General features: G+C 65.2%; 14 protein-coding genes and 1 riboswitch. Of the genes, 3 read left to right on the forward strand and 11 right to left on the reverse strand.

What is annotated here, in order from left to right; all coding sequences use genetic code 11:
• Positions 1-70: 70 nt before the first annotated feature.
• Both AC20117_RS03075 and AC20117_RS03080 read left to right on the forward strand, forming a co-directional pair.
• The gene (locus AC20117_RS03075; protein WP_074701036.1) at positions 71-1,852 is read left to right on the forward strand and encodes a helicase HerA-like domain-containing protein; all 1,782 of its coding nucleotides are present in this window, start codon (positions 71-73) and stop codon (positions 1,850-1,852) included.
• Positions 1,853-1,928: 76 nt separating this feature from the next.
• Positions 1,929-2,915: a zinc ribbon domain-containing protein gene (locus tag AC20117_RS03080; protein ID WP_236777427.1), complete on the forward strand. Its 987-nt coding sequence runs from the start codon at positions 1,929-1,931 to the stop codon at positions 2,913-2,915.
• Positions 2,916-3,050: 135 nt separating this feature from the next.
• Here the strand turns inward: AC20117_RS03080 and AC20117_RS03085 are convergent, their stop codons facing one another.
• From AC20117_RS03085 to ppsA, 10 genes are all read right to left on the reverse strand, one after another.
• Entirely contained in the window at positions 3,051-5,093 is a 2,043-nt protein-coding gene (locus AC20117_RS03085; RefSeq protein WP_074701035.1) for an NHL domain-containing thioredoxin family protein, read from the reverse strand.
• Positions 5,090-7,246 carry a bifunctional copper resistance protein CopD/cytochrome c oxidase assembly protein gene (locus tag AC20117_RS03090; protein WP_083339757.1) on the reverse strand — a complete coding sequence of 719 codons (2,157 nt, stop codon included), beginning with the start codon at positions 7,244-7,246 and terminating at the stop codon, positions 5,090-5,092. Before AC20117_RS03090 ends, AC20117_RS03085 begins: the two co-directional genes overlap by 4 nt.
• Positions 7,247-7,370: 124 nt before the next feature.
• Entirely contained in the window at positions 7,371-7,658 is a 288-nt protein-coding gene (locus AC20117_RS03095) for an HU family DNA-binding protein (protein WP_074701034.1), read from the reverse strand.
• Between the two features lie 267 nt (positions 7,659-7,925).
• Positions 7,926-8,231, reverse strand: coding sequence for a 30S ribosomal protein S14 (rpsN, locus tag AC20117_RS03100; RefSeq protein ID WP_074701033.1), 306 nt, complete (start codon positions 8,229-8,231; stop codon positions 7,926-7,928).
• 3 nt (positions 8,232-8,234) lie between these two features.
• Complete coding sequence (rpmG, locus tag AC20117_RS03105) at positions 8,235-8,402, reverse strand: 50S ribosomal protein L33 (RefSeq protein ID WP_005266311.1); 168 nt, start codon at positions 8,400-8,402, stop codon at positions 8,235-8,237.
• A complete protein-coding gene (gene rpmB / locus AC20117_RS03110) occupies positions 8,402-8,638 on the reverse strand; it encodes a 50S ribosomal protein L28 (RefSeq protein ID WP_074701032.1) in 237 nt (78 codons plus the stop codon). Before rpmB ends, rpmG begins: the two co-directional genes overlap by 1 nt.
• A 425-nt stretch (positions 8,639-9,063) precedes the next feature.
• On the reverse strand, positions 9,064-9,555 hold the full coding sequence (locus AC20117_RS03115; protein WP_074701031.1) for a MarR family winged helix-turn-helix transcriptional regulator: 492 nt from the start codon (positions 9,553-9,555) through the stop codon (positions 9,064-9,066).
• Between the two features lie 39 nt (positions 9,556-9,594).
• Complete coding sequence (locus AC20117_RS03120; protein ID WP_074701030.1) at positions 9,595-10,368, reverse strand: SGNH/GDSL hydrolase family protein; 774 nt, start codon at positions 10,366-10,368, stop codon at positions 9,595-9,597.
• An 85-nt stretch (positions 10,369-10,453) separates the two neighbouring features.
• A complete protein-coding gene (locus AC20117_RS03125; protein ID WP_170064951.1) occupies positions 10,454-11,305 on the reverse strand; it encodes a pyruvate, water dikinase regulatory protein in 852 nt (283 codons plus the stop codon).
• Entirely contained in the window at positions 11,302-13,737 is a 2,436-nt protein-coding gene (ppsA, locus tag AC20117_RS03130) for a phosphoenolpyruvate synthase (RefSeq protein WP_074701029.1), read from the reverse strand. The genes AC20117_RS03125 and ppsA overlap by 4 nt, the downstream gene beginning before the upstream one ends.
• A 339-nt stretch (positions 13,738-14,076) precedes the next feature.
• Positions 14,077-14,174, reverse strand: a riboswitch (glycine riboswitch).
• Between the two features lie 257 nt (positions 14,175-14,431).
• Here ppsA and AC20117_RS03135 point away from each other — a divergent pair.
• Positions 14,432-15,607 (forward strand): FG-GAP repeat domain-containing protein, encoded by a 1,176-nt coding sequence (locus AC20117_RS03135; RefSeq protein WP_074701028.1) that lies wholly within the window; start codon positions 14,432-14,434, stop codon positions 15,605-15,607.
• A gap of 21 nt (positions 15,608-15,628) precedes the next feature.
• Here the strand turns inward: AC20117_RS03135 and AC20117_RS03140 are convergent, their stop codons facing one another.
• Entirely contained in the window at positions 15,629-15,967 is a 339-nt protein-coding gene (locus AC20117_RS03140) for a YnfA family protein (protein WP_074701027.1), read from the reverse strand.
• Positions 15,968-16,013: the final 46 nt, after the last annotated feature.

Here is a 16,013-nt window from a genome sequence, read left to right on the forward strand (position 1 = left end):
TGCCGTGCGTTGCAAGGAGCTGCTAGGGGATGCCGTTTTTGGAGGGCGCCGACTGTGTAGGCTGACGTTCATGGTGACGATTCCCGCTGACGGACATTTGGACAAGATCCGCAAGGGCTACTCCTCCGACGGCCCGGCCGTGCATCTGGGCGCCGCAATGCTCGACGGCGAAAGCCACCCGGACGCGCCTGTGCGGCTGCCGATCGCGATGATGAACCGGCATGGGCTCGTCTCGGGCGCCACTGGAACCGGCAAGACCGTGACCCTGCAGGTCATGGCCGAGCAGCTGTCTGCCCAGGGCGTGCCGGTTTTCCTGGCCGATATCAAAGGGGACCTGACCGGGCTCTCCAGTCCGGCCGCCGGCAGCGACAGACTGCGCCAGCGCACGCAAAGCGTCGGCCAGCGCTGGAGCGCCAAGGCCTTTCCGGTGGAGTACTTCTCCCTGGGCGGCGATGGCAAGGGGGTGCCAGTGCGGGCCCGGATTTCCGACTTCGGGCCGCTGCTGCTGGCCCGGGTGATGGGCCTGAACGAAACGCAGGAGTCCAGCCTCCAGCTCGTCTTCTACTACGCGGACAAGAACGACCTGGAACTCTACAATTTGGCGGATCTGCGCGCCGTGATCTCGTTCCTCACCTCGGACAAGGGCAAGGACGCGCTGGAGTCCCTGGGCGGCCTGTCCCGGTCCACCGCCGGCGTCATCCTGCGCGAACTGGTCACACTCGAAGCGCAGGGCATGGACAAGTTCTTCGGCGAAACCGAGTTTGATACCGCGGAGTTCCTGCGGCTGGCCGAGGACGGCCGCGGCATCATTTCCTGCCTGGAACTGCCGACCCTGCTGGCGCGGCCCGCGCTTTTCTCTACGTTCCTGATGTGGCTGATCGCGGACCTCTTCGCGGAGCTGCCCGAGGTCGGCGACATCGAGAAGCCCAAGCTCGTGTTCTTCCTTGACGAGGCGCACCTGCTGTTCCGCAATGCCTCGGACGCGTTCCTCGAGTCCATCATGACCACCGTTCGGTTGATCCGGTCCAAGGGCATAGGCATCTTCTTCGTCACCCAGACGCCCAAGGATGTGCCGTCCGAGGTGCTCGGCCAGCTGGCAAACCGGATCCAGCATGCCCTGCGCGCGTTTACGCCCGACGATGCCAAAGCCCTCAGGGCCACGGTGTCCACGTTCCCGACCAGTGCATACGACTTGGAGGAAGTGCTGACCATTGCCGGGACCGGAGAGGCGGTGGTCACGGTGATGACTGAACGAGGCGCTCCGTCGCCCGTCGCCTGGACCAGGATCTGTGCGCCGGAATCCACCATCGGCCCCTCCCCTGCCGCCACAGTGGAGCGGATCGTGCAGGAATCACCGTTGCTTCCCGTCTACGCGCCGGTGGTGGACAGCCACTCCGCCTTCGAAAAGCTCAGCGCAATTCCTGCTCCTACCCACGACGGCGGACCCGGCACCAACGGCGGCACGCGCACCGATACCAGCGGCTCCTCCGTCCCGCGGACACAGGCGGATATCGATGCCGAAGCACGCAGGATCGAGGAGTCCATCCTCGGCCGGCCGTCCAGCCGTCCGGCAACCAGGACACCGGCCCCGCTGCCGGATTGGCGGCCCATGCCTCCATCCGGACAACAGCAGCAGCGTGAGCCCGCCGGTTCCCGCGCGTCCGCACCCGGGCAGCCCGCTCCTGAGCGGCGCGCTCCCAAGCGGCAGGCTCCGGGGCAGTCAGGCAAGCCGGGCAAGAAGGACGACACGGCGGATCTGATCAAGGACGTGGCCGTCCAGGCGGCTACGGTTCTGGGACGCGAACTGGTCCGCGGGCTCTTCGGCACGCGGCGCCGTCGTCGTCGTTGGTAGTTGCCTTGCCTTGACGGGACGTAACGTAGCTAACAGCGGTCAAGGTTCCTGCCCCGGCAACAGGTAACGTAAGAGCGTGGGAAATTCGACGGTGCTCAAGACGGTGGCTGCATGGCTGCTCTGTTTAATGCTTGCCATTGCCGCCGCCGTGCTGACCGTGGTCCTGGTTAACGCCAACGTCTACAGTCCTCAGCATCAGGTCCGCGCTTACATCGACGCCCTAAAGGACGGCGACGGGTCAAAGGCGCTGGGGCTGCTGCACGCCACCGTTCCGGATGCCAACGCGGCATTGCTGGATGGTCCGGCGCTCAAGCAATCCGTGGCTGAGTTGGAGAATCTCGAAATGGGCGAGCCTGTGGAGATCGACAGCAACCGGGTGGAGCTGCCCGTCCACTACACAATCGACGGAACCGAGCAGACCACCACCTTCGAGCTGGAGAAGTCCGGCACCAGCTGGCTGTTCTTCAACCAGTGGGCCTTCGTTCCCACCACGCTGCCCACGCTCGACATCAGCGTGGTCAACGAGGACGAAGCCTCGCTCAACGGCACCCGCGTTGCCCTGCCGGAAGGCAAAGGCGAGTTCTCGGTCTTTGTGCCCGGCACATTCGAGGCGCACTACACCAGCCAGTTTTTTGCCGCTCCCGCCGTGGAATCCGTGGTGACCGAACCGGCCGAGGCAGCCGAGGCCCGGCTGTCCTTGTCCACACAGGCGACGCCCAAGCTGGTGGAAGAGGTCACCGCGCAGGTCCGCGGCTTCCTTGACGGCTGCGCCGAGCAGAAGGTGCTGCAGCCGGCCGGCTGCCCCTTCAGCCAGGCCATGAACCGGGTCCAGGACGACAGCATCAACTGGGACATTGTGGACTATCCCGAGGTGACGATCGAGCCCAGCAACGGCACCTGGATTATGAAGCCGCTGACCGGGACGGCGAAGCTCAACGTGGTGGAGATCGATCTCTTCACCGGCCAGGCCGTCCCCCGCGAGCTGGAGCAGGACTTCACCTTCACCGGCAGCCTCGCCGTCAATGACGGCAATGTCACGCTCACCCCCGTTGTGGAGTACTGAGCCGCCAGTCGCAGCCGGCCCCTTCCTGGAGGCGTAGGCCAGCGTTGGACCATCTGACTGCTGCAACCTGCTAACGACGACGGCGCCCGGGTACCGCCGTTGGCAGTCCCCGGGCGCCGCTCGGCACCGTTCTCTTTAGTCCAGTCCGCGCAGGTCCAGCGTCAGTTCGCCGCTGCCGCTGCCCAGCACTACCGGGATGCCCCAGTCCTGCTGGTACAGGTGGCAGGCCGCGTGGTCGGGGATCTCGCCCCCGGGCTCGCCGTCGCAAGCCGCCGCGCGGGCGGTGATGTGCAGGACGCCTTCGGGAACGTCCTCGGCCAGTACCAGTTCGCGGACCAGGCCTACGGAGGTGCCGCCGCCGGACACCAGCAGGTTCTCCGGCGAAGAGGAGATCTTCAGCTGGGTGGGATCGCCCCACCGGTCATCGAGCTTCTGTCCCTTGGGTGCGGCGAACCGCACGGTCAGCGCCAGCGGGCCGGCCGAGACCTCGGTCTTCGGGCGCTGCGTCTGCGAGGCACCCTCGTCCACGGTCAGCGCTTCCTTGGGGAGCGGGATGCGGACCAGTTGGTGCTTGTTCGCCTCGACCACAATGAGCAGCGGCTCTCCCCCGTCCGCCACCGCGGAGGTGTCCATCAGCACGTCGGAGGGCTCGGCGAACCCGCGGGCCAGCGTGGAAACGGTCCCGGTGGCAGGATCGTAGCGGCGGACCGCGCCGTTGTAGGTGTCGGCCACGGCCACGGACCCGTCCGGCAGCACGGTCACGCCCAGCGGATGCTGCAGCCGTGCCTCCTCGGCGTCGCCGTCGCGGAAACCGAAGTCGAACAGGCCGGTACCGATGGCGGTCTGCACCTGCACCCGCTCGCTGCCCTTGACCTCCGGGAAGGAAATGACGCGCAGCGCAGACGTTTCGGAGTCTGCGACCCAGATGCTGCCGTTGGCGTCCTGGGCGAGGCCGGAGGACTGCGCGAACCAGGCCGCGGTAGCCTCGCCGTCCTGCAGGCCCTCCAGTCCCGTGCCGGCCAGTACGGCGACCTGCCCGTTGGCCGGATCGAAGGAGAAGATCTGGTGCACGCCGGCCATGGCCACCACCACCTTGTTCAGCGCGGTGGACCACAATACGTCCCAGGGCGAACTGAGCGAGACGGCCAGCGGGTCATCCCCCAGTGAGGAGGAAGCTGTTGCAAGTACTTCCGCGAGCTCCTCGCCGAGGTCTTCGCCGGAGGCGGCCTCGTCCGCCACGGAGCCCGGGCCTGCCTCGGCCTGGGATGCGGCGGCACGCTGGTTTTCCGCATCCAGCAGGCGCTGGACCCCGTTGCCGGCAATAGTGGCCACGGCGCCGGTCGCCAGGGTGAGCCCCCGCAAACGATGGTTAACAGAGTCGGCGATAACGACGTCGTACCCGGCCTTTGCGCGTACGTCCTCGGGCAGCAACGCCAGGCCTTGGGGCTCGTTGAAGCGCGCAGCATCCGCTGAGCCGTCCTGCCAGCCCTTCTCCCCCGAGCCGTAGACATTCAGCACGGTGTCCAGGTCCGCCGCCAGTTCCACCAGCCGGTGGTGCCCGGTATCCGAAACCAGGAACGTTTCGCCGGCGGAGCCGACACCGTCCGGCAGCGGAACAAGCTTGCCCGGGAAGCGCAGGACACCAGCTGTGGTTTCGGCCGGCACGTAGGGGCCGTCGCCGCGGTGCAGGGTTCCCTTGGCCTCGTGTTCGGCGATCAGCTCTTCCACCAGGGACTCCAGCCCGCCGGCATGGCCTTCTCCGGACAGGTGGGCCACAATGTAGCCTTCCGGGTCGACGACCACGAGCGTGGGCCAGGCGCGGGCTGAATAGGCCTGCCAGGTGTCCAGTTCCGGATCGTCCAGGACCGGGTGGTGGATCTCGTAGCGTTCGACGGCGGCGGCCAGTGCCACCGGGTCCGCCTCGTGTTCGAATTTGGGCGAGTGCACGCCCACGGTGACCAGGACGTCCCGGTACTTCTCCTCCAGCGGCCGCAGTTCATCCAGCACGTGCAGGCAGTTGATGCAGCAGAAGGTCCAGAAGTCGAGCAGCACAATCTTGCCGCGCAGATCCTCCAGCCCCAGCTGCTTGCCTCCGGTGTTAAGCCAGTTGCGGCCCACCAGTTCGGACGCCCGCACACGGTAATTGGTGCGGATGGACGTCTCGGCTGCCTCGGTCATGGGGTATCTCCTTGGTTCCGGCTGGAATCTGTGGGGGCCTGGGACGGGGTACGTGTTACCTGCTCGTCCCGCTGTGCCAGTCTGGCAAACATATCGTTATAAGCGGCCAGCTCCGCATCCTTATTCCTGTCAGCCGCCCGATCTTTACGCTTTGTTTCCCGTGCGTCCGTTCGTGACCACATCAGGGCCACGCCGATGGCCACGCAGAGCGTCGGAATTTCGCCGACTCCCCACATGATGGCGCCGCCGAGGCGCTGGTCGTCCATGGCCGAAAGTCCCCAGTCCCGGCCCATGCTGCCGAACCACGAGGCCTGCAGCAGCGACGTCGAGCTCGTCAGGGCAACACCGAAGAACGCGTGGAAGGCCATGGTCGCGAACAGCAGGACCAGCCGCAGCGGGAACGGCGCGCGGTACGGCACCGGATCCTGGCCGATCATCGACAGCACAAACAGGTAGCCGGTGAGCAGGAAGTGGACGTTCATCAGCTCGTGCCCCACATGCTCGCGCAGGGCGAAGCCGAAGGCCGGCGAGTAGTAGAAGATGATGATGGAGCCGGCGAAGTTGGCGGCGGCAAAGAGCGGGTGCGTGATGATCTTGGAGTAGGTGGAATGGACCAGCCACAGGATCCATTCGCGCGGTCCCCGGCTGCCGTCCTGGCGCGGCGGCAGGGCCTTGAGCGCCAGCGTCACCGGCGCGCCCAGCACCAGGAACAGCGGCACCACCATGGTCAGCGCCATGTGGTCCAGCATGTGGGCGCTGAAAAGCACCATGCCGTAGACCGCAGGCGCACCGGAGGTGACGTAGGTCAGCGCCAGCAGTCCCACAATCCAGCTGGCCGCACGCGCGATCGGCCAGGAGTCCCCGCGGCGGCGGATGCGCACCACGCCGATCAGGTAGGCGATGCCCACAATCAACGTGAAAGCTACCCAGAGCCAGTCCCAGCGCCAGGTGGTGATCCATGCGGAACCGGCGAGCTCCGGCGGCAATTCGTAGCCGGTCAGGATGCGGGCCGGCGATGCGTCCGGCGGCAGTTCCTCCGGTGTCGGCGGCGCGGTCCGCGCCAGCGCCACGGCCACGCCCGAGATCGCGGCCATGATCAGCAGCTCGACGGCGATCAGCTGCCACAGCACCCTGGCCGCTGATTTGGTGCCCAGCTGCGGCACGATCCACTGCCGGTGCATAAAACCGATGGCACCCAGCAGCAGCGTTGCCAGCGTCTTGAAGACCACCAGGGCCCCGTATTCGCTGGCGATCTGGTCCAGCGAGGTGATCCGGATACCCGCATTGATCAGGCCGGAGAAAAAGACCAGGAAGAAACTGATCAGTGCCAGCGCCGAATAGCGTTTGAGCACCTGCTTGGCGATGTCTTTCGAGCCGAGCGTGCCGGACAGGAAGGCAAGGGCAATCAGCCCGCCCACCCAGAGGCAGACGCCCAGCAGGTGCAGGCCGATGGAGTTGACCGCGCCGTAGTGGTCGTCGCCGCCGGCGGAGTGTCCGGTCAGTGCCATCGGCAGCAGACCGCCCACGGTCGCCAGCACCAGTGTGAAGGCCAGTGCGGTCAGCGAGCGGACGCCGAAGATCAGGGTGGCCACGATCGCCGCGACGATGGTAATGGCGAGCCAGGCCTGCCCGGTGGCGATGTCCGTCATATAGCCGACCAGCGCCGAGGTGTACCCGGCATCGCCGCTTAACGGCAGACCCGATATGTCGGAAAAGGACAGCACCAGGACAGCGACGGCGGCAAGCGTCCACGCAATTGCGGCTCCGGCGGCAAGCGCGAGCACGCGGGTGAATGCCGGGTGTTCGGGGCTGTCGTCCTGCTGATCGGATTTACGCGAGCGGTGCAGGCGCTTGGGCACGATGGCCACGGCGAACACCAGGGAGCCGATCACGGCCGCCAGCGCGAGGTTGTGGACGGCTTTCGCCGCAGGCAGGCCCCATCGCGTGAGCGCTCCAGGGTCCGAGAGCTGGCGGGTAGCCGCGGCCCCGGAGTAGATCAGGGCGGCTACCAGGGCAAGCACGACGACGGCGGCTGCGGCCAGGAGCCACAGCTTGCCGATACCCTCGGCCGTAATCGCGGCAGGACGCAGCGGCTCCCCGGCCGCGGGCTGCTGGGAAGACTGCTTTGCTGATGGTGCTGACACGGTATCCATTCTCTACCCCCAGTAGAATTTCGGCCAATCTGCGCGCAGCAGCACCCTACTCTCCGGTCCTTGGGTTTAAATGACAAGGCCGCCGCCGGGAACCGGCAGCGGCCTTGTAAGAAGCCTGTTTGGTCTACTTCTTGTTGGAGACAGCAGCCTTCAGCTTGGAACCTGCGGTCAGCTTGACGCTGTGGCCTGCGGCGATCTGGATGGTTTCGCCGGTCTGCGGGTTGCGGCCGGTGCGGGCTGCACGGTCGGTGCGCTCAACTGCGAGCCAGCCGGGGATGGTGATCTTCTCACCCTTGGCAACGGAGGTTGCGAAAATGTCGAAGACAGCGTCCAGAACGCCGTTCACTGCAGTCTGGCTGGTGCCAGCCTTCTCTGCTACTGCTGCGACCAGTTCACTACGGTTGATAGCCAATTTATGTCCTCCTGGACTACTTCGGTTATTAGAGCCTTGCACGGTCGTGAAAAGCTTCTGTCCGAAAACTTACCAGTTACGCCGCCAAGTTCCGGCAAATTCCGCGTGATCTGGCGTTTTTTCCCCGAAATTGTGGGGAATCTGCCAGTTTTGGGGACGTTTACCCCGTTCGGCCCGATAATCGCCCGCCGAAACCGGCCGGAATGCACGAAAAAGGCGGCGGTCCGAAGACCGCCGCCTTTTCATGAGGCTATTGCCTGCCGGTTTTTACCAGCTGGACTTCTTGATGCCCGGCAGTTCGCCGGCATGCGCCATGTTGCGGAAGCGAACACGGGAGATGCCGAACTTCTGGAGGGTGCCGCGGGGACGACCGTCGATCTGGTCGCGGTTGCGCAGGCGGACCGGAGAAGCATTGCGGGGCAGCTTCTGCAGGCCCAGGCGGGCTGCTTCGCGTGCCTCGTCGGTTGCGTTTTCGTCAACCAGAGTCTTCTTCAGTTCGAGGCGCTTTTCGGCGTAGCGCTCGACGATGACCTTGCGCTGCTCGTTACGAGCAATCTTGGACTTCTTTGCCATGTCTTAGCGCTCCTCTCGGAATTCGACGTGCTTGCGGATCTTCGGGTCGTACTTCTTCAGGACCAGACGGTCCGGGTCATTACGACGGTTCTTACGCGTGACGTAAGTGAAGCCGGTGCCCGCAGTGGACTTCAGCTTGATGATCGGACGTACGTCCTTGTCCTTTGCCACTAGAGCTTCACACCCTTCGCGATCAGTTCGCCGACGACGGCGTCAATACCGCGGACGTCGATGGTCTTGATGCCGCGGGCAGAAAGCTGCAGCGTGACGTTGCGGCGCAGGGACGGAACCCAGTAGCGCTTCTTCTGGATATTCGGATCGAACCGGCGCTTGTTGCGGCGGTGCGAGTGCGAAATGCTGTGGCCAAAGCCGGGTACGGCTCCGGTCACCTGGCAATGAGCTGCCATGATCTCTCCTCCAAGTTTTAGTAAATATTGACGGACCTGCACAGATACAGCGGTGTAGCTGCCTCTGAATCTGCGTGTAAGAGCGCCCGTCACCAGTTTTGACACCGTTATTACTGCGACTTTCCGGAGGTGAACCAGGCGGGGTGAGATCCAGCCGAAGTGCCTCGCCGCGGGGAAGACGGTGAAGTCCAGGCGCTGCCTACCGCTGATCCCCGAAGGGACCGGCTCAGCAACAGCCTTAAATTCTAGGTTGACACGGGAATTCACGCAACTTACCGACTGACCTGGGCTAACTGCGCATTTCTGCCCAGCTAACACGGACAACCCGCAGGTTGCGTGACTTAACGCCTCTCCATCTTAGGGCCCGGCGGCGTTTCAGCCAAACCGGGAACTATTCCGGTGATACGGACCCGGCGGGTGAGGGCTCAGCTGTTGATGCGGGGCTCGCGCAGCACCCAGCTGCTCGGTTCCAGCCGCTGGACGATCTTCTTACCCAACCGCTCCAGATCGGCAATATCCTTGTGGTCCAGCCCATCGAAAACCGCGTCGCGCACGGACTCGACGTGGGCCGGGGCAAGCTGCTCGATGGCGGAGTAGCCGTCTTCGGTCAGGGTGGCCATGGTCACCCGGGCGTCCTCGGCGCAAGGGCTGCGCTTGACCCAGCCGCGCAGTTCCAGCTTCTTGACCACATGGGAGAGCCGGGACAGCGAGGAGTAGGTGCGTGAGGCCAACTCACTCATCGGCAATGAGCGGTCCTCCGCTTCGGAGAGCATGGCCAGGACGTTGTAGTCGAAGAGCGTGACTTTGGCCTCACGTTGCAGAGCACCGTCCAGGTTGCCGGGCAGCAGGGTAGTTACAGCCAGCAAGGCAAGCCAGGCCTGGCGTTCTTCGGGATCAAGCCAACGTGCAGAAGTCATACCTCTATTCTGCCACATACTTGATGATTCAACTTTCGACTACACCCGCACATCCAGGGTGGTCAGTTGCGGGTACTTCGGCCCCAGGCTGTCCCCGGAGGAAACACCTCGCAGCCGGCGGGCGATCCACGGCCCGACATACTCCCGGGCCCAGCGGGCGTTGGCGACCAGCGATTCACGCCGCGTCAGCGTGCTCAGGGCCGGCAGTTCGGGAAGCTCGATAAGGTCATCGGCCTGCAATGTCTCCAGCACCCGCTTGGCCATGAGGGTGTGTCCGGCGGCGGACATATGGAGCCGGTCTTCGTCCCAATACCGCCAGTCCTGGAACTCCCGCATCCGCCAGTAGTCCACAATCCGCGCCCCGTGCTTTTCGGCGATTTCGCGCACCCACTCGTTGTAGATCGCCGTGCGGCCCCGGGTCTTGCCGAAAACGGCCGATCCGGCCGAATCAAAACCGGTGAACATCACGACGTCGGCGCCGGACTGCGTAAGTCTGGCGATGCCGCCGTCGTACGCTTTCATCAGTTCATCGATGTCCACACTCGGCCGCAGGATGTCGTTGCCGCCTGCGTAAATGGTCACGAGCGTGGGCTCCAGCGCCAAGGCTGGTTCGATCTGTTCGGCGAGCACCTGCCGGATCTTCTTCCCGCGGATCGCCAGGTTGGCATAACCCCAGCCCTGGTCCGCCAGCATCAGCTGCTCGGCCACCCTGTCTGCCCAGCCGCGCACCCCGTTGGGCAGTTGCGGATCCTTGTCGCCGACGCCCTCCGTGAAGGAGTCCCCGAGCGCCACAAACCGTTGAGTAAAAGTCACCCTGACAGATTAACAAACGTTTCGGTGTGACGGTTGGGGGTCAGCTTCAGACGGGCTGATGCGCGAGGTGCCGACGTTTGGATAGTCAGTGGCTCAGCTGCATCCGCTGGAGGATCGTGGCGGAAATTTCCTCGACCGACATGGAAGCGGAGTTCATGTAGGGCACCCCGTTGGACCTGTACATCTCCTCGGCGTTACGCAGTTCGTAGCTGCATTGGGCCAGCGAGGCGTAGGTGGTGCCGGGGCGGCGTTCCTGGCGTATCTGGTTGAGCCTGACCGGCAGGGAGGTCAGCCCAAAGCATTTGTGGATATGGGGCAGCAGCGGATCCGGGAGCGACTGCCGGGAAAAATCCTCCTCGATCAGCGGGAAGTTCGCAGCCAAAATCCCGTGCTGCAGCGCCAGGTACATTGCTGTTGGAGTTTTGCCGCAGCGCGACGGAGCGATGAGGATAAGTGCTGCGCGCGAGAGTGCGCGGATGGACTGGCCGTCGTCATGTTCCATGGCGTACTCGACGGCGGTCATGCGGGACTGATAACGGATGGCGTCGCCAACGCCGTGGGCCTTGCCAGCTTCCCCGCTAGCTGTTGCCTGCAGGGCGCTCTCCAACTGTGCAATGTGGGCATCGTACAGGTCCACGAAGTGCCCCTTGCTCTGCGAGAGGATCGCGCGGATGTCCCGATTGACCGCCGTCGAGAAGACGATCGGCCGCGGGCCCGTCGCCGCGAGGCCGTCAATCGTGTGGACGATACGCCTTGCCTCCTCGGCGGTGGTGATAAAGGGAATGGTCCGGCGTTCGAACCGATGGCCGGGAAACTGTGTCAGCAAAGTGTTTCCCAGAGTCTCGGCGGTGATGCCGGTGCTGTTCGAAAGGAAGAAAACCACGGGAGCGGGTGAGCGCTCCGCTCCCGTGGTTTTGAGTCCGCTGGTGTTGGTCAACGGGTCTTTCCCGGAACTGCGCTCGAGACCGTGGAGCCGTTGCCGGTCCGGGCCAGGCGCAGCCAGGTGTCCGTCACGGCGTCGGGGTTGAGCGAGATCGAGCTGATGCCTTGCTCCAGCAGCCATTCGGCAAAGTCCGCATGGTCGCTGGGGCCCTGGCCGCAGATGCCGACGTACTTCCCGCGGGCACGGCAGGCGGCGATCGCCATCTCCAGGAGCTTCTTCACCGCGGGGTTGCGTTCATCGAAGCCGTCGGCGACGAGCGCCGAGTCCCGGTCCAGGCCGAGCGTGAGCTGGGTCAGGTCATTGGAGCCGATGGAAAAGCCGTCGAAGTAATCCAGGAACTCATCGGCCAGCAGGGCGTTGGCCGGCAGTTCGCACATCATCACGATCTGAAGCCCGTCCTCGCCGCGGCGCAGGCCGTTGGCGGCGAGCAGCTCGGTCACCCCCTGCGCTTCCTCAAGGGTGCGCACGAACGGGACCATGAGCTTGATGTTGGACAGGCCCATCTCGTTGCGCGCGAACTTCAGGGCCTCGCACTCGAGCTCGAACGCCTTGCGGAACGACGGCGAGAGGTACCGGGAGGCACCGCGGTAGCCGATCATCGGGTTCTCTTCGACCGGCTCGAAGGCAGGGCCACCGAGCAGGTTGGCGTACTCGTTGGACTTGAAGTCCGAGAGCCGGATGATCACCGGTTCCGGCGCGAAGGCGGCGGCGATGGTGGCGATGCCCTCGGCCAGCCGGCGGACGTAGTAGTCCCGGGGCCCGTCGTAGGCGGCAGTCTTTTCCCGGATCTGCTGCACCGTGTAGTCGGACAGCGCGGCGGGGCGCTCGATCTCGCCTTCCAAGGCCAGCAGGGCGTTGGGGTGGATGCCGATCTGCCGGTTAATTATGAACTCCAGGCGGGCCAGGCCGACGCCGCTGTGCGGGAGCCGGGAGAAGCTAAAGGCCTGTTCGGGGGTGCCTACGTTCATCATGATCTGAACCGGCGCCGGCGGCATCGTGTCCACAGTGGTTTCGTGCAGCGTGTAATCGAGCAGTCCCTCGTAGACCAGTCCGGCCTCGCCCTCCGCGCAGGAGACGGTCACCGGTGCGCCGTCGGCCAGGACCCGGGACGCGTTTCCGGTGCCGACCACAGCCGGGATGCCCAGTTCGCGGGCGATGATCGCCGCGTGGCAGGTGCGGCCGCCGCGGTCGGTCACGATCGCCGCGGCCTTCTTCATGATCGGTTCCCAGTCCGGGTCGGTCATGTTCGCGACCAGGACGTCGCCGGGCTGGAACGAGGCCATCTGGTCGATCGACGTCAGCACGCGCACCTGGCCAGCGCCGATCCGCTGACCGATGGCCCGGCCTTCGGCCAGGATCTTGGAGTGCTCGTTGAGCTGGTAGCGCGAAATGGTGCCGCTGGCCTGGCGGGACTGGACGGTCTCGGGGCGGGCCTGCAGGATGTACAGTTCACCGTCCACGCCGTCCTTGCCCCACTCAATGTCCATGGGACGGCCATAATGGGCTTCGATCGCCACCGCATGCCGGGCGAGCTGTTCGACTTCGGCGTCACTGAGGCTGAACCTGCCGCGCTGCTCGCGGGGCACGGGTACGAAATCGACCGTCCGGCCGACCTCGCGGGACTCGGTGTAGGTCATCTGGACGGCTTTTTCGCCGAGTCCGCGCTTGAGGACCGCCGGACGGCCCGCGGCCAGGGCAGGCTTGTACACGTAGAACTCGTCAGGGTTCACCGCTCCCTGGACCACGGCTTCGCCCAGACCGTAGGAGGAGGTGATGAACACGGCGTCGTTGAAGCCGGACTCGGTATCCATCGTGAACATCACGCCGGAGGTGCCGATGTCGGAGCGGACCATGCGCTGGATACCGGCCGAGAGGGCAACCTCCGAATGGGTGAAGCCGTGATGGACGCGGTAGGCAATGGCCCGGTCGTTGTAGAGCGAAGCAAAGACGTCCTTGATCGCATGGAGGATGTTCTCCACGCCCCGGATGTTCAGGAAGGTCTCCTGCTGGCCGGCAAAGGAAGCATCCGGCAGGTCCTCGGCCGTGGCGCTGGAGCGGACCGCCCAGGACACCTCCGCATCCCCGCTGTGGCTTTCAACCAGCTCGCCGTACGCGGCCCGGATCTGCTCCTCGAAACCTGCCGGGAACGGGGTATGGCGGATCAGGTCCCGGATCTGCGTGCCGGCCTCGGCCAGGGCGGTCACGTCGTCGCTGTCCAAGTCGTGGAGGATCGCGGCGATCCGATCGTCAAGGCCGGACTCGCGCAGGAAACGCCGGTAGGCGTCCGCCGTCGTGGCGAAACCGTCAGGAACCCTGACCCCGGCCGTGGCCAGGCCTCGGATCATCTCGCCGAGGGAGGCGTTTTTGCCTCCGACCCTCTCGAGGTCGGACAGGCCAAGTTCGGAAAACCAAAGAACGTCGGTCATGGCGTTGTGCTCCTATGCGTGAACGCGCTGATCAGCGCTGTGAACGAAATCGGTAATGCCCAGGGCTGTCCGGGCAGGACTATCTGGCTTCCACCGTGGTGGAGTTCTCGCTGGCTTCGGCGTTGTGGCGATCAAGGTGAGGGGCTTCGCCCATCGCGGTGGAGGCAGGTGAAATGGTCATGAGGAACTCCATCGTTCAAGTGCCACTGCTGTGACACTTTGATTCGGGCTCCTCCCCGCTCTGTCATGGACCTGAGAGATTCCGCGTCCCCTGCTCTCGCAGGCGCCGCTTGCACCGTCGGTGAGCCAGACTGCTGCCTGACTGCTTTCCAGAGTTGCCTATCCGCGGCGGTACTTGGGCCTGAGAGATTCCCGGGGAGGGTTTGCTCCTACGGCGCCTGCTGAATGTACCGGCAGGACTCTCCCGCCGCAGATCATAAGCACTGCCCACCGCTAGGTGAGCAGGCTCACACGGTAGCGTGCAGAGGTGGCATCGTGCAAGCAAAATGCGTGAATCGCTTTATTTTTCGCAATGCAGGGCAATTGTGACGGGACCGAAGCAATATCCGGCCTCGACCAAGCGTCGGCACGTTCTGTGCCCGTTCCCCGCGGAGCAGGCGCGGCGTACGCTGGAGAGTACTTCTGAAAGGTCCGGGCGGGGCGGATCCGGACAGCCTCCTTCGGGGAAACAGAGATGGCGCATGCCCAGGCCCGCGGCGGCCAGCATCGGCTGGCCGGAATTGTCTGCGTCCTATGCCTGTTTGTTCCGCAGCCGGCTTTGGAAGCCGGCAAGCTGCCCTCACACTCGACCAGTACCCCCGCCGCAGTGCCCGCCGTCGGGCTGGTGCCGCGGGACATCGAAATTGTCTCGCCGCCGGTGATTGCGGGCGAGCCGGTGGTGGGCGGGCAGCTGTCTTTGGAAGGCTTCGAATTCTCCGCGCCGGGCTCCGTCCTCACCTACGACTACAGTTGGCGGGACGCATTGGACGGGCACCCCGACGGCTACCACCGGGTCTTGTCCTTGACGCCGGACTGGCGCGGCGTGACCCTCAGCGGCAATGTGGAGGCTTCGGCAGACGACTATGAAACGACGCCGGCGCAGGCACCGCCGGTCCGGGTCTATTCGCGCACCTTCTCCCCGGAGAACCGGAGCGAGTTCTTTGCCCGCATGCGGGACGGATCCCTCTGGTTTGTTCCGTCGTCCCCGGCCGGCCGCCTGGGAACGGCGAGTACCGGCGCCGGGAAGTGGCCCGCGGCCAGGGCGATGGACTCGGCCGGTGATTTCGACGGCGATGGCCGCCATGACATCCTCACCCTGCACCGGAACGGCGTGCTGTTGCTCCACCCCGGCGACGGCTATGGCGGGACCACGCATCCCCGGGTACTCGGCTCGGGCTGGACCGGCGTGCGCGATTTCTTCCTGCCCGGCGACTTCGACGGCGATTCCCGGCCCGACGTCATCACCCGCGACAACGGCGGGGCGCTCTGGCTGCATCGGGGAGGCGCGTCCGGCCTGCGGCCGCGGACGCTGATCCTGCACGGCAGCCGCCCGCCCGCCCGCGTATTCTCCCCCGGCGACTTCGACGGCGATGGAACGGCCGACATTATATCTCAGGACGCAGCCGGCAGATTCTGGCTGCTGGCCGGAACCGGCAGCGGGCAGGTTGAGGACCCGGTGCCGGCTGGAAGAGTGCGGTTCAGAGTGATGTCCGTTGCCACGCCCGGCGACTTCAATGCCGACGGAAGGTCCGACCTGATTGTCCTCAACGCGGCCGGGATGCTCCTGCTTCTGCCGGGCACGGGCGACGGCACAACTGGTTTCCCGGTACCGCTGGGCCTTGCCGGGCGGGGTGTGGTGGAGCTGTTCTGAACAGGCGGGGTCCGGCCGGGGTCAGGCGCCGTCGCGCGGGGCGTACATGAGCACGGCCACGCCGACCAGGGCAATCGCGGCCCCGACATAGTCCCAGCGGTCCGGCCGGAAACCGTCCATCACCATGCCCCAGGCCAGCGAGCCGGCAATAAAGATCCCGCCGTAGCCGGCCAGCACTCGGCCGAAGTTGGCATCAGGCTGGAGCGCGGCGATGAAGCCGTAGGCACCTAAGGCCATGACTCCCAGCCCGGCAAACCACCAGGCCCGGTCTTCGCGCACCGCCTGCCAGATCAGCCAGGCGCCGCCGATCTCGGCGAGGGCGGCCAGGGCGAAGAGCAGGACGGACTTGGCGATGGTCATACTTCAATTCTCGCCGACGCCGGGCAGCGGAAGGCCAATCCGCATG

The organism is Arthrobacter crystallopoietes, assembly GCF_002849715.1.
Lineage (GTDB): Bacteria > Actinomycetota > Actinomycetes > Actinomycetales > Micrococcaceae > Crystallibacter > Crystallibacter crystallopoietes.

What these genes read in the sequence shown, in the direction of transcription:
- rpmB (WP_074701032.1), bottom strand. Translation starts at nt 8,638, where the DNA reads ATGGCAGCTCATTGCCAGGTGACCGGAGCCGTACCCGGCTTTGGCCAC.
- AC20117_RS03075 (WP_074701036.1), top strand. Translation starts at nt 71, where the DNA reads ATGGTGACGATTCCCGCTGACGGACATTTGGACAAGATCCGCAAGGGC.
- AC20117_RS03090 (WP_083339757.1), bottom strand. Translation starts at nt 7,246, where the DNA reads ATGGATACCGTGTCAGCACCATCAGCAAAGCAGTCTTCCCAGCAGCCC.
- ppsA (WP_074701029.1), bottom strand. Translation starts at nt 13,737, where the DNA reads ATGACCGACGTTCTTTGGTTTTCCGAACTTGGCCTGTCCGACCTCGAG.
- AC20117_RS03135 (WP_074701028.1), top strand. Translation starts at nt 14,432, where the DNA reads ATGGCGCATGCCCAGGCCCGCGGCGGCCAGCATCGGCTGGCCGGAATT.
- AC20117_RS03115 (WP_074701031.1), bottom strand. Translation starts at nt 9,555, where the DNA reads ATGACTTCTGCACGTTGGCTTGATCCCGAAGAACGCCAGGCCTGGCTT.
- AC20117_RS03085 (WP_074701035.1), bottom strand. Translation starts at nt 5,093, where the DNA reads ATGACCGAGGCAGCCGAGACGTCCATCCGCACCAATTACCGTGTGCGG.
- rpsN (WP_074701033.1), bottom strand. Translation starts at nt 8,231, where the DNA reads ATGGCAAAGAAGTCCAAGATTGCTCGTAACGAGCAGCGCAAGGTCATC.
- AC20117_RS03140 (WP_074701027.1), bottom strand. Translation starts at nt 15,967, where the DNA reads ATGACCATCGCCAAGTCCGTCCTGCTCTTCGCCCTGGCCGCCCTCGCC.